The sequence below is a fragment of the Streptomyces sp. NPDC034103 genome (assembly GCF_055575395.1).
Window position 1 is genome coordinate 46627 of sequence record NZ_JBVISS010000006.1, and the last position, 13134, is coordinate 59760.

The 13134-nt window shown below is 71.5% G+C and carries 12 protein-coding genes and 1 other RNA gene; 12 read left to right on the forward strand and 1 reads right to left on the reverse strand.

What is annotated here, in order from left to right; genetic code table 11:
* Positions 1 to 340: 340 nt before the first annotated feature.
* The 4 genes from ACZ56U_RS14290 to ACZ56U_RS14305 all read left to right on the forward strand — a co-directional run bounded on the left by ACZ56U_RS14290 (position 341) and on the right by ACZ56U_RS14305 (position 5625).
* Positions 341 to 2005, forward strand: coding sequence for a serine/threonine-protein kinase (locus tag ACZ56U_RS14290; RefSeq protein WP_469084315.1), 1665 nt, complete (start codon positions 341 to 343; stop codon positions 2003 to 2005).
* A gap of 185 nt (positions 2006 to 2190) precedes the next feature.
* The gene (locus tag ACZ56U_RS14295) at positions 2191 to 3423 is read left to right on the forward strand and encodes a serine/threonine-protein kinase (RefSeq protein ID WP_469084316.1); all 1233 of its coding nucleotides are present in this window, start codon (positions 2191 to 2193) and stop codon (positions 3421 to 3423) included.
* A gap of 175 nt (positions 3424 to 3598) precedes the next feature.
* Positions 3599 to 4702 (forward strand): peptide chain release factor 2, encoded by a 1104-nt coding sequence (prfB, locus tag ACZ56U_RS14300; protein ID WP_469084317.1) that lies wholly within the window; start codon positions 3599 to 3601, stop codon positions 4700 to 4702.
* Between the two features lie 299 nt (positions 4703 to 5001).
* Positions 5002 to 5625, forward strand: coding sequence for an LPXTG cell wall anchor domain-containing protein (locus ACZ56U_RS14305; RefSeq protein ID WP_469084318.1), 624 nt, complete (start codon positions 5002 to 5004; stop codon positions 5623 to 5625).
* 97 nt (positions 5626 to 5722) lie between these two features.
* Here the strand turns inward: ACZ56U_RS14305 and ACZ56U_RS14310 are convergent, their stop codons facing one another.
* The gene (locus ACZ56U_RS14310; protein ID WP_469084319.1) at positions 5723 to 5914 is read right to left on the reverse strand and encodes a hypothetical protein; all 192 of its coding nucleotides are present in this window, start codon (positions 5912 to 5914) and stop codon (positions 5723 to 5725) included.
* A 231-nt stretch (positions 5915 to 6145) separates the two neighbouring features.
* Between ACZ56U_RS14310 and ftsE the strand changes: the two genes are divergently transcribed.
* The 8 genes from ftsE (at position 6146) to ACZ56U_RS14350 (ending at position 13093) form a co-directional block, all read left to right on the forward strand.
* Entirely contained in the window at positions 6146 to 6835 is a 690-nt protein-coding gene (gene ftsE / locus ACZ56U_RS14315; RefSeq protein ID WP_469084320.1) for a cell division ATP-binding protein FtsE, read from the forward strand.
* A gap of 34 nt (positions 6836 to 6869) precedes the next feature.
* Positions 6870 to 7787: a permease-like cell division protein FtsX gene (gene ftsX / locus ACZ56U_RS14320; protein WP_469084321.1), complete on the forward strand. Its 918-nt coding sequence runs from the start codon at positions 6870 to 6872 to the stop codon at positions 7785 to 7787.
* A 67-nt stretch (positions 7788 to 7854) separates the two neighbouring features.
* Positions 7855 to 9024: a S41 family peptidase gene (locus tag ACZ56U_RS14325; RefSeq protein ID WP_469084322.1), complete on the forward strand. Its 1170-nt coding sequence runs from the start codon at positions 7855 to 7857 to the stop codon at positions 9022 to 9024.
* 58 nt (positions 9025 to 9082) lie between these two features.
* Positions 9083 to 9625, forward strand: a complete 543-nt coding sequence (gene smpB, locus ACZ56U_RS14330) for an SsrA-binding protein SmpB (protein WP_469084666.1) — start codon at positions 9083 to 9085, stop codon at positions 9623 to 9625.
* A 111-nt stretch (positions 9626 to 9736) separates the two neighbouring features.
* Positions 9737 to 10123: a transfer-messenger RNA gene (ssrA, locus tag ACZ56U_RS14335) on the forward strand.
* An 84-nt stretch (positions 10124 to 10207) separates the two neighbouring features.
* Complete coding sequence (locus ACZ56U_RS14340; protein ID WP_469084323.1) at positions 10208 to 11428, forward strand: serine/threonine-protein kinase; 1221 nt, start codon at positions 10208 to 10210, stop codon at positions 11426 to 11428.
* A 67-nt stretch (positions 11429 to 11495) separates the two neighbouring features.
* Positions 11496 to 12533 (forward strand): DUF4232 domain-containing protein, encoded by a 1038-nt coding sequence (locus tag ACZ56U_RS14345; protein WP_469084324.1) that lies wholly within the window; start codon positions 11496 to 11498, stop codon positions 12531 to 12533.
* Positions 12530 to 13093 carry a hypothetical protein gene (locus ACZ56U_RS14350; protein ID WP_469084325.1) on the forward strand — a complete coding sequence of 188 codons (564 nt, stop codon included), beginning with the start codon at positions 12530 to 12532 and terminating at the stop codon, positions 13091 to 13093. The genes ACZ56U_RS14345 and ACZ56U_RS14350 overlap by 4 nt, the downstream gene beginning before the upstream one ends.
* The last annotated feature ends 41 nt before the right edge of the window (positions 13094 to 13134 follow it).

Here is a 13134-nt window from a genome sequence, read left to right on the forward strand (position 1 = left end):
CGCGCAACGGGACGAAGCCGCCCCACGGTCCCCCACACCGCGGACTTCCCCCACCGCCACACGAGCACATCGGCCAGTACTGGAGGCATCCTCGCACCTGCCACTGACACTCTGCCCACGTCCCGGCATCAAGTGATCTTGATTGGTCAGCTCTGCCCCTAAAAGTGCCTGACCGGTGCGGTGCCGGTGATCACTTGAGATCAGTCACGTCCAGGGGTGGCAACCGGGAGGCGGAGGTGGGCGTCTTTCCTTCGAACAGGCTTCGCAGCACATACGTAGTGCCCAGGGAAGCGGCACTACAGTGGGTCGGAACATACGCAAGCAACAGGGAGCGCATGACGTGCGGCCGGTAGGCAGCAAGTACTTCCTCGAGGAGCCGCTCGGACGCGGGGCCACGGGCACCGTCTGGCGCGCCCGGCAGCGGGAGGCCGCGGGCGCCGAGGCGGCCGTGCAGGGCCAGCCCGGAGAGACCGTCGCGATCAAGGTCCTCAAGGAGGAGCTCGCGAGCGACCCGGACATCGTGATGCGGTTCCTGCGGGAGCGCTCCGTCCTGCTCCGGTTGACCCACCCGAACATCGTCCGGGTGCGCGACCTGGTCGTCGAAGGCGATCTGCTCGCCCTCGTCATGGACCTCGTCGAGGGCCCCGATCTGCACCGCTACCTGCGCGAGAACGGCCCCTTCAGCCCGGTCGGCGCCGCCCTGCTCACCGCGCAGATCGCCGACGCGCTCGCCGCCAGCCACGCCGACGGCGTCGTGCACCGCGACCTGAAGCCCGCCAACGTCCTGCTGCGCCAGGACGGCGGCGGGATGCACCCGCTGCTCACCGACTTCGGCATCGCGCGTCTCGCCGACTCCCCCGGCCTGACCCGCACCCACGAGTTCGTCGGCACGCCCGCGTACGTGGCCCCCGAGTCCGCCGAGGGCCGCCCGCAGACCTCCGCCGTCGACATCTACGGCGCCGGCATCCTGCTGTACGAGCTGGTCACCGGCCGTCCGCCGTTCGCAGGCGGCTCCGCCCTCGAAGTCCTCCACCAGCACCTCAGCGCCGAACCCCGCCGCCCTTCCACGGTCCCCGAACCGCTGTGGACGGTCATAGAGCGCTGTCTGCGCAAGAACCCCGAGGACCGGCCCAGCGCCGAGAACCTCGCGCGCGGCCTGCGGGTCGTCGCCGAGGGCGTCGGCGTGCACGCGAACTCCGCGCAGATCGCCGCCGCCGAGAACGTCGGCGCCCTCCTCGCCCCCGACCCGGCCCCCGCGGCCGTACCGGGCTCCGCCGACCCCACGCAGGTGCTGCCGCACGGCGCGGGCGCGTACGACCCGAACGCCGCGACCAACGTCCTGCCGCACGTCGGCGCCGCCGACCCCACCGCCGTACTGCCCCATCGGGGCGCCGCCGACCCGACGGCCGTCATGCCGCCGGTGCCGCCCGGTCAGCCGGGACAGCAGGGGCAGGGCGGCCCCGAGGACCCGCACCCCTGGCAGAACCAGCTGCGCGCGGCCCGCGACCGCAACGAGCAGACCCAGGTCCAGTACCTCGACCCTAACGAGGACCCGCTGCGCCGCCGCCCCCAGCGGCAGGTCCAGCGCCCGCAGCAGCCGCCGCAGCGCCAGCAGCGCCCGCAGCCGCAGCAGCCCCAGCAGGGACAGGGCTACGGCGGCCGTCCGCAGCAGCAGCAGCGACAGCAGCCGCAGCGTTACGCCCCGCCGCCTCCGCCCCAGCCGCAGCCGCAGCGGTACGCGCCGCCGCCGCAGCAGCCCCAGCGCGAGCCCCGGCAGCCGCGGCAGCGCAGCGCCAACCCGATGAGGATCCCGGGGCTGGGCTGCCTCAAGGGATGCCTGTTCACGATCGTCATCCTCTTCGTCGCGAGCTGGCTGATCTGGGAGCTGAGCCCGCTCCAGGACTGGATCGGCACGGGCAAGAGCTACTGGGACCAGATCGGCGACATCATCAGCACGGTCTCCGGGTGGATCGGTGATCTGAGCAGCGGCACGTCCGGGCAGTAGCCGTTCCCGCGGCGACTCTGGAGATTTGTCGACACCTGGCGGGTGATTTCGGTCTCCGTGGTGAAGATGGCCTCGCCGGGCGCGTAGTTTTGTCGACCGGGGGTCTGGGGGCCCGCGGCGCAGCCGTCGACGGCACAGCCCCCAGGCTGGCGCAGCGGCGACAACACGCGTCTGTAGGAGCAGCCTTGGCACGGAAGATCGGCAGCCGGTACACCGCCAACCAGATCCTGGGGCGGGGCAGTGCCGGCACGGTGTGGCTGGGCGAGGGCCCCGAGGGGCCCGTCGCCGTCAAGCTGCTGCGCGAGGACCTCTCGTCCGACCAGGAGCTCGTCGGGCGGTTCGTGCAGGAGCGCACGGCCCTGCTCGGACTCGACCACCCCAACGTCGTCTCGGTCCGCGACCTGGTGGTCGACGGCAACGACCTCGCCCTGGTGATGGACCTCGTGCGCGGCACCGACCTGCGCACCCGGCTCGACCGGGAGAAGCGGCTGGCGCCCGAGGCCGCGGTCGCCATCGTCGCCGACATCGCCGACGCGCTCGCCGCCGCGCACGCCGCCGGGGTCGTGCACCGTGACGTCAAGCCGGAGAACGTCCTGCTGGACATGCAGGGCCCGCTCGGGCCGGGCGGCTCGCACCGCGCCCTGCTCACGGACTTCGGCGTCGCCAAGCTCATCGACACCCCGCGCCGGACCCGCGCCACGAAGATCATCGGCACGCCGGACTACCTGGCCCCGGAGATCGTCGAGGGACTGCCCCCGCGCGCGGCCGTGGACATCTACGCGCTCGCGACGGTCCTGTACGAGCTGCTGGCCGGCTTCACGCCCTTCGGCGGCGGACACCCGGGCGCGGTGCTGCGCCGCCATGTCACCGAGACCGTCGCCCCGCTCCCCGGCATCCCCGACGAGCTGTGGCAGCTGATCGTGCAGTGCCTCGCCAAGGCCCCGGCCTCCCGGCTGCGCGCCTCGGAGCTCGGCGCGCGGCTGCGGGAGCTGCTGCCGCTGCTGGCCGGGATGACGCCGCTGGACGTGGACGAGCCGGACGCGGAGGAGGACGCGGAGGAGCCCTACGAGGCGCCCTCGGAGCAGCCCGCCACGGCGCCGGTGCGGCGGGGCGCGGTGCCGCTGGTGCGCGGTGCGAAGCCGGCCGACTCCAACCGGGACACCCACACCTCGATGCGGGTGCCGGCGCCGGACGAGCTGGCGGGGGGCGCGCGGGGCACGGCGCGGGTGCCGCGGGCGGCGGGGGCCCCGCGGCCCGGTTCCGCGCGCAACCGGGCCGCGACGCGTCGACGCCGGGTCGTGGTGAGCGTCGCCGCGGTGGTGCTCGTGGCGGCCGGGGTGGGCACCTGGGCGGCGACCTCGGGGGACGACGCGGGAACTCCCCAGGACACGAAGAACTCGGCACCGGCGTCCCCGTGACGGATGGGGGCGACCGGTCGAGCTCGCCCCGCCGCCCTTACCTGCCCCCTCCCTGAGGGCAGCGTCCCCGCTGTCGGCCCCGAGCGGGCCTCGTCCTCGCACGTCGGGCGGGCTGGATGATGCCGTGGCCCGCTGTCCGGCCGAGGTCGGTTGCCACAGCCGTTAGGCTGGGAGCGTGGCAGTCGTCGATGTATCCGAAGAGCTCAAGTCCCTCTCCTCGACCATGGAGTCGATCGAGGCCGTTCTGGACCTCGACAAGCTGAGGGCAGACATCGCCGTGCTCGAGGAGCAGGCGGCCGCGCCGTCCCTGTGGGACAACCCGGACGAGGCGCAGAAGATCACCAGCAAGCTGAGTCACCTCCAGGCCGAGGTCAGGAAGGCCGAGGCGCTGCGCGGGCGGATCGACGATCTCTCCGTGCTCTTCCAGATGGCCGAGGAGGAGGACGACCCGGACACCCGCGCCGAGGCGGAGTCCGAGCTCGTGTCCGTGAAGAAGGCGCTGGACGAGATGGAGGTCCGCACCCTCCTCAGCGGTGAGTACGACGCCCGTGAGGCGCTCGTCAACATTCGCGCCGAGGCCGGTGGCGTCGACGCCGCCGACTTCGCCGAGCAGCTCCAGCGCATGTACCTGCGCTGGGCCGAGCGCCACGGCTTCAAGACCGAGGTCTACGAGACGTCGTACGCGGAGGAGGCCGGCATCAAGTCGACCACCTTCGTGGTGCAGGTGCCGTACGCCTACGGCCAGCTCTCGGTCGAGCAGGGGACCCACCGGCTGGTGCGGATCTCGCCCTTCGACAACCAGGGCCGCCGCCAGACCTCCTTCGCGGGTGTCGAGGTGCTGCCCGTCGTGGAGTCGTCCGACCACGTCGACATCGACGAGTCCGAGCTGCGGATCGACGTCTACCGGTCCTCGGGCCCCGGCGGCCAGGGCGTCAACACGACCGACTCCGCGGTGCGCATCACGCACCTGCCGACCGGCATCGTGGTCTCCTGCCAGAACGAGCGCTCGCAGATCCAGAACAAGGCCACGGCCATGAACGTGCTGCAGGCCAAGTTGCTGGAGCGGCAGCGCCAGGAGGAGCGGGCCAAGATGGACGCCCTCAAGGACGGCGGCAGTTCCTGGGGCAACCAGATGCGTTCGTACGTCCTGCACCCGTACCAGATGGTCAAGGACCTGCGCACGGACTTCGAGGTCGGCAACCCGCAGGCCGTGCTCGACGGTGAGATCGACGGTTTCCTCGAGGCCGGAATTCGCTGGCGCAAGCAGCAGGAGAAGTAACCGACAGAGATTTGTCGACAAGGCAACTGCCGCCCGTGAGGCGGCAGTTGCCTTTTCTGTGACCGGATGTCTGGGTTTTACGTCACACTCACAGGCTTCAACTCCCCGCAAAGATCGCTTACCTGGACATCGCGTGCGCAACGGCCTTGACGTTGCTTTGAAAAATGGGAAGGGTAAAGCGCGGCATGCGTGTCTCTGGGGCGCATGTGAACCGGGGGAGAGTTGCGAACCGCCACCCCCGTCGATCACCGCCCCGAGCGCCGCCTCACTGACGATGAGCTACTGGGGGTAGCAACCTTATGACCAAGAAGACGCGGATCCGGATCGCGCGCATAGCCGCCGGTGCCGTGATCGCGGCCGGCGCCTCGCTGACCGCCGCCGGCGCCGCCTCCGCCGCGGAGGCGGACGACTGCCTGCTCGGCGTCCTGTGCGGCGAGGAGTCGCCCAGCCCGGACCCGACGCCGACGGACACGGTCCCCACCGACCTGCCGACGGACCTGCCGACGGACCTCCCGACGGAGGAGCCGCCCATCACCGACGAGCCCACCACCGAGCCGACCGAGCCCACGGAGGAGCCCACCGAGGAGCCGCCCACCGCGGAACCGACCGACGACGGCGGCAACGGCGGCGGCAACGGCAACGGTGACAACGGCAATGGCAACGGCAACGGCGGGGGCAACAACAACGACCCCGACGGCGGCTCCAACACCGGCACCCAGGAGGAGGGCACCTCGGCGCTGACCGACACCGGCGCGCAGACCTCCAACGGCACCGCCGCCCAGGGCAGCGGTGACGAGCTCGCCGAGACCGGTGCCGCGGAGACCACCTTCCTGCTGCTCGGCGCCGCGACGATGATCGCCGGCGGCATCGGCTTCCGCGTCCTGCCGCGCCTCGTGGGCGGCCGCGGCGGCGCCACCGCCTGACGGTAGCCGCGCGCACACGCCAGGTGCGCACGTCGTACGACGAGGGGCCCGGAGCGGACATCCGCTCCGGGCCCCTCGGGCGTCTGAGGGTGGCCGGCTAGGCGGTCTGGTGGGCCAGCAGGGCCAGCGCCGCGATCAGCACAACGAGCAGGGCGATCAGCGCCATGGGGCTGAGCTGGGCGAACGGGTTCTCCTGGGAGAGCCGCTCACGGTTCGCACGGCAGACGGGGCAACGGCCCTCGTTCACGGGCGCGGCGCAGTTCGCGCACACCAGCCGGTCGTACGTCATGCGCTCGCCCTCCTAGTGCCGGTTCCATGTACAGAACGCTCCCCGGGTCCGGAACGTTCCCCCTCCACTGTGCCAGGTTCCTCCGAAAACGGCTCGAGCGCTCTTCGAGTCACCCCCTGGGCAGGTACACAAAAGGCACATCAGGCACGGAACCGCAACCGGTGCCTGCGGACGCGCACCCCGGTCGCGTAAGGTCACGCACATCTACCCCCGGCCAACCGTGGTGCATCCGTGATCCGATTCGACAACGTCTCCAAGGTCTACCCCAAGCAGACCCGCCCCGCACTCAGGGATGTGTCCCTGGAAGTGGAGAAGGGCGAGTTCGTCTTCCTCGTGGGGTCCTCCGGCTCCGGAAAGTCCACCTTCCTGCGGCTCGTCCTCCGCGAGGAGCGGTGCAGTCACGGACAGGTGCACGTCCTGGGCAAGGACCTCGCGCGCCTGTCCAACTGGAAGGTGCCGCAGATGCGCCGCCAGTTGGGGACGGTCTTCCAGGACTTCCGGCTCCTGCCCAACAAGACGGTCGCGGAGAACGTGGCCTTCGCCCAGGAGGTCATCGGCAAGTCGCGCGGCGAGATCCGCAAGTCCGTGCCCCAGGTGCTCGACCTCGTCGGGCTCGGCGGCAAGGAGGAGCGCATGCCCGGTGAGCTCTCCGGTGGTGAGCAGCAGCGCGTCGCCATCGCGCGGGCCTTCGTCAACCGCCCCAAGCTGCTGATCGCCGACGAGCCCACCGGCAACCTCGACCCGCAGACCTCCGTCGGCATCATGAAGCTCCTCGACCGGATCAACCGGACGGGTACCACCGTGGTCATGGCCACGCACGACCAGAACATCGTGGACCAGATGCGCAAGCGCGTCATCGAGCTGGAGCAGGGCCGCCTCGTCCGCGACCAGGCGCGCGGCGTCTACGGCTACCAGCACTGACCGCCCAGTCCACGGAAAGGCCCAACCAGACGCCATGCGCGCCCAGTTCGTACTGTCCGAGATCGGTGTCGGTCTCCGTCGCAATCTGACGATGACGTTCGCCGTCATCGTCTCCGTCGCCCTGTCACTCGCCCTCTTCGGCGGCTCGCTCCTCATGAGCGACCAGGTCAGCACCATGAAGGGCTACTGGTACGACAAGGTCAACGTCTCCGTCTTCCTCTGCAACAAGAGCGACGCCGAGTCCGACCCCAACTGCGCCAAGGGCGCGGTGACCGCCGACCAGAAGAAGGAGATCCGCGCCGACATCGACAAGATGCCGGTCGTCGAGAAGGTCACCTACGAGTCGCAGGACCAGGCGTACAAGCACTACAAGGAGCAGTTCGGCGACTCCCCGCTGGCCGCCTCCCTCACGCCGGACCAGATGCAGGAGTCGTACCGGATCAAGCTGAAGGACCCGGAGAAGTACCAGGTCGTCGCGACGGCCTTCGACGGCCGGGACGGCGTGCAGTCCGTGCAGGACCAGAAGGGCATCCTGGACAACCTCTTCGGCCTCCTCAACGGCATGAACTGGGCCGCGCGCGCGGTGATGGCGCTCATGCTGGTCGTCGCCCTGATGCTGATCGTCAACACGGTGCGCGTCTCGGCGTTCAGCCGCCGGCGTGAGACCGGCATCATGCGCCTGGTCGGCGCCTCGGGCTTCTACATCCAGGCCCCGTTCATCATGGAGGCCGCCGTCGCCGGTCTCATCGGAGGCGGGGTCGCCTGCGGATTCCTGGTGATCGCCCGGTACTTCATCATCGACCACGGCCTGGCCCTGTCCGAGAAGCTCAACCTGATCAACTTCATCGGCTGGGACGCCGTCCTGACCAAGCTCCCCCTCATCCTGGCGACCAGCCTGCTGATGCCGGCTCTGGCAGCGTTCTTCGCGTTGCGCAAGTACCTGAAGGTGTGACACACGCCAAGAGGGCCGTCCGGTCAACCGACCGTGCGGCCCTTCGTGTTGTCCTAGACTCACCCGCATGTCAGGCCGTGACCTGTTCTGTCAGCCCCGCCGTATCGGCCGCGGGGCGGCTCTGACGTTGGTGTTCGCCAGCGTGCTGGTCGCGGGGGCCGCGACCGGGTCGCTGCCCGAGGGCGACCGGAAAGGCACTCAGGACAGGGCCGGTTCGGCCGCGCCGGCCGGGCATCACGAGAACGTGACGGAGGCCGCCGCCCGCGCCATGGCCGCCGGGAAGTCCCCCGTGGAGGCGGCCGAGCGGGCCGTCAGCCGCAGCGGGGACCGGTGGGGGGCCGTCTACTCGCCGGGGGAGTACGAGGAGTTCGAGGACGCCCTCGACGGGCGCTACACCGGCGTCGGGCTGTGGGCGCGACGGGAGCGGGACGGGCGGATCGAGGTGACCAAGGTGCGCGCCGGGTCGCCCGCGGCCACCGCCGGGATCCGGGCCGGGGACCGGCTGCGCAGTGTCGACGGACGCGCCGTCGACGGGCGGCCCGTGACCGAGGTGGTCTCCTTACTGCGCGGTGACGCCAAGGACGCCACCGCCGGCACGGCGGTCACCCTCGGGCTGGAGCGCGGCACGCACGCGTGGCGCGAGACGCTGCGGCGGGCCCGGCTGTCCACGGACTCGGTCACCGTCCGTCGGCTCCCCGACGGCACCACCGTCATCAAGATCGACTCGTTCACCAAGGGCGCCGGCGCCGCCGTCCGCACCGCCGTGGCCCGCGCCTCCGCCGCCTCCGGCATCATCCTCGACCTGCGCGGCAACTCCGGCGGCCTGGTCACCGAGGCCGTCACCGCCGCCTCCGCCTTCCTGGACGGCGGCCTCGTCGCCACCTACGACGTCGACGGCGCCCAGCGGGCCCTGCACGCCGATCCCGGCGGCGACACCACCAGCCCCGTGGTCGCGCTCGTCGACGGCGGCACGATGAGCGCGGCCGAGCTGCTCACGGGTGCGTTGCAGGACCGGGGGCGCGCGGTGGTGGTGGGCTCCCGGACCTTCGGCAAGGGGTCGGTGCAGATGCCCAGCCGGCTGCCGGACGGGTCGGTGGCCGAGCTGACCGTGGGGCACTACCGGACACCGTCCGGGCGCGGCGTCGACGGCAAGGGCATCACCCCCGACCTCGACGCCGACCAGCGGATGATCGAGCGCGCGGAGACGGTCCTGAGCGGACTGAGCCCCCAGTCGTAAACGACTTCCCGTACACCCCCTCCGTAGTGCGAAAATGGACGACACTATGAGCAAGGGAATGTACGTACCGAAGGAGTCCCAGCCCAAGCCGGGCGGGACGGCCGCCAAGGCCAGGGACGGCGAGAAGGGCGGCAAGAAGAAGATCGTCGCCCAGAACAAGAAGGCCCGGCACGACTACGCGATCGTCGACACCTACGAGGCGGGCCTCGTCCTCATGGGCACCGAGGTCAAGTCGCTGCGCGAGGGACGGACCTCGCTGACCGACGGCTTCGTCCAGATCGACCGGGGAGAGGCGTGGCTGCACAACGCCCACATCCCCGAGTATCACCAGGGCAGCTGGACCAACCACTCCGCGCGCCGCAAGCGCAAGCTGCTGCTGCACCGCGAGGAGATCGACAAGCTGGAGGCGAAGGCCCAGGAGACCGGGCACACGATCGTGCCCCTCGCCCTGTACTTCAAGGACGGCCGGGCCAAGGCCGAGATCGCGCTCGCGCGCGGAAAGAAGGAGTACGACAAGCGGCAGACCCTGCGCGAGAAGCAGGACCGGCGCGAGTCGGACCGGGCGATCGCCGCGGCCAAGCGGAAGCAGCGCGGTCAGTAGGGCGGGGCCGCCGGAATACGGTGGCATCGGCCCGCGTTGGTCACGTACGATGGCACTGCACCCCACAGCGGGTGCGGCCCCCTCTCACGAGGGACTTTGAAAAAACAACATGGGGATGATCGGTTTCGACAGCGGATGTCGAGGCAGGGGAAGCGTGTCGAGGAAGCGGCAATGATCTCGTAAACCATATGTCGCAAAAAATAATCGCCACTAACAAGAGCGATTCCCGCGCCTTCGCCCTCGCTGCCTAATAAGCAGTGAGTGGAGGCCCTAACGGGTGTCAGCCCGGGAGTGTTCCCGACCCGGACCCTGGCATAATCTAGGGAACTAAACCATCGAGCCCGGTCACGGGGTTCGATGGGAAACCAAACAGTGACTGGGCCCGTCGGCGACTTGTTCGCGTGATCGCCGGGGCCGAGAAAATCACAGCGAACTGCACACGGAGAAGCCCTGGTTCTGCACCGTTGGACGCGGGTTCGATTCCCGCCATCTCCACCATTTCCCATGTGGGCGAAGGCCCCGCGGCCTACGGGCGGCGGGGCCTTCGTCATGCCGGAATGCCGGAAGCCGCGCGGGGGGACGATGACACGACGGGACGAGCACGAGCCGTACTACGTGCTGTACGACACGGATTTCGGGCTCAGCGGTCTCGCCGGGCGGGCGCCGGAGTTCGAGAGGGACGAGCAACTCGGCGCGGACGCCCGGAGCCTGCTGGCGTCCGGCCTGCCCGAGGACGTGCTCCGCACCCTGTGGCGGGCCGCCGACCGGGAGCGGTCCGACCCGGGCCGGTCCGGCACGACCGTACGGTCCTGGCTGCGCGCCTGGTCGGACGCCTGGCCGCCGCAGGCCTCGCAACGCCCCCCGTTCCCGGTCGGGCTGAAGGACGCCGTGCTCGCCGAGATCGAGGCGCTCGCGCCCGACCTGGCGCGGGCGGCGCCGACGGACACCGTGCCGGCACTGCGGAGGGCCGTCGCCGAGGCCGGACCCGATCTCGGCTTCCGACTGCTGCTGCGCGTCCTGAAGACCTGGTCCGTGCGCGTCGACAAGGCGCGCTACGACCGGTTCATCCAGCTCAGCGACCCTTTCGGATATCCCTACGCGGTCGTCCGTGACGGCCTGGCCGTCGACTGGCCGCCGCTCGACGCCGACCGGCGTGACTCCGACTGGGACTTCGGCCTCTCCGCGCTCACGGCACGGTTCGCCGGCGAATGGTACGAGGCGACGGCCGAGGAGGTCGTCCGTGAGGTGGCCGCGGGTGACGGTGCCCTCCAGGCGCCGGGCAGCGCGGCCGCCGAACTGCTGGAGGACGTGGTGCGGCTGCTGGACTCGCCGCTGCCCGACGAGACCATCGGCAGGGTGTGGCTGGCCGCCGCCGACGGTGGCTTCGGTATCGGACCCGACGGCACGGGCGTACGGCCCTGGCTGGAGGAGGTCGCCGGGATCTGCCGGGACCGACTGCGGGCAACCGCGCCCGGTCACCGCCCCCGGGCGGCGCCGGCCCGCTCCGACCTGACGGACGCGGTGCTGACCGAACTGCGGGACCTGGCACCGGAGTTCGCCTCCAGGACCGTACAGCCCCACGGCCGCGCCCTGTCCGGGGCCGACGCGCTCGGGGCACTGGAGCGGGTCGTCGCCGAGGTGGATCCCGACCTGGGCTTCCGTATGTTCCTGCGGGTCCTGATCGTGCTCTGGGTGCCGCTCGACCCGCGGCGCTATGCCCGCTACCAGGCGCTCGGGGACCGCTTCGGCTACGGGGAGTTCCATGTGAGCGACGTCGAGGGCCTCGTCCGCAGTGACCTGTGACACCGCTGTGACCGGAGGTGTGGCTTCCGCCACTGCCGCCGGGCCCCGCCCCTGGTGGGGTGGGCGGATGTCCAGCGTCTCGCGGGCCGTGCCCGCAGTACTCGCCGGTGTTCTGCTGCTCGCCGGGTGCGGTTCCGAGCGTGCCCCGCGGGAGGGGGACGCCGCCGACGGTCCGCTCGGCGCCACCCCGTTGTGCCCGTCGGAGTTCGCGCGGTACGGCGCCACGCCCGCGTCCGCCCCGCCCTCCTTCACTCCCTCCGGCACCCCGACGCCGGTCCCCCTGCCGTCCACCGGCGGCCCCGACGAGGACGGTGTGCGGGTCACCGGCCTGTACGCGTGGGCCGCCGACAGCGGCTGCGAGGCCGATCTCACGGCCGAGTTCGAGGTGACCAACCCGGGACCGGCGGCGGCCGCCTACACGGTGACCCTCGGCTTCGTCACGGCGTCCGGGAGCGTGGTCGAGGACGCCGAGGGGACCGTCGCGTCGGTGGGAGCGGGGCGGACCGCCAAGGGGACCGTCGTCCTGGCGCGGACGGCCGGTCACGCGCCCGAGGTGTCGGGGGTGCGGGTGGTGAAGGTGCGCAGCGTGCCCGTCGACGAGGCGGCGACCGCTTCCGGACCGTGCCCCGCGTCCGGCATCCGCCTCCACCTGGACCAGGGGGACGCCGCCATGGGCCTGCGTGTCGTCGGCCTCCACCTCGTCAACTGCGGTACCCGGCCCTACGAGCTCGACGGCTACCCGGAACTGCGGCTCCTGGGCGAGGACCACGCCCCGATCGACGGGGTGCGGGTCCTCGACGGGACCGAGCGGATCAGCACCGCCGTGGGCGGCGGCACCCCGCGCCCCGTGACGCTGCGACCGGGCGAGGCCGCACGGACGACCCTCGCCTGGCGCAACACCACCGAGGCCGGGGTCGACGGCCCGGTGAACGTGCCGTACCTCCGGGTGCGCCCGAAGCCCGGTGCCGACCCGGTCACGGTGGTCCCCGAACTGGACCTCGGGACGACGGGGCGGCTCGGCGTCGGGCCCTGGGAGAAGGACGAGGCGTACCGGGGGACCGACACGGGCGGCGCCGCGCGCCCGACCGCGCCGGCGGCTCCGTGACCGGGTTCCTCGCCGTCCTCGGTTGTGCCGTCGCCCTGCTCCTGCTCGGCCATCCGGCCATCGCGCCCGGCGTCAAGGTCTTCGTGCTCACCGCGCCCCCGGTGGCCGCGGTGGTCTGGCTGCTGGAGGAGGTCTTCGGGGAGCCGACCGCCGCGTTCGTCGTCGCCGTGGCGTTCGGCGTCGTGCAGATCGCGCTGAACGGGGTCCTCGGCCACCCCCGGCTGCCGGCCCCGGCGAAGGTCACCGTCTTCGTCACGATCCCGGTGGCGGCCTTCGCCTGGCTGCTGACCGTCGCGGCCGACGACTCGCTCAAGGACCCTGGCGAGGACCCGTGCTCCCAGCGCTACGGGGGCGAAGGCGTCTCCCGGGCGTTTCCCCCGCAGGCGTACTGCCGCTACGAGGACGGCAGCACCCACGACCTCGCCCCCGGCGCCCAGTTCGTGTTCTGGGTCTGCTTCGCCGTCAGCGCGCTGCTGCTCGCGGCCGGTCTGTGGCAGGTCATCCGCCACCCCGGCACGCTCGTGCGGCAGTTCGGAAGGGACCGCGCTCCCCGGCTGTGAACCACCACGGCGGGCCCGCCCTCCGCCGAGGCGACGGGCCC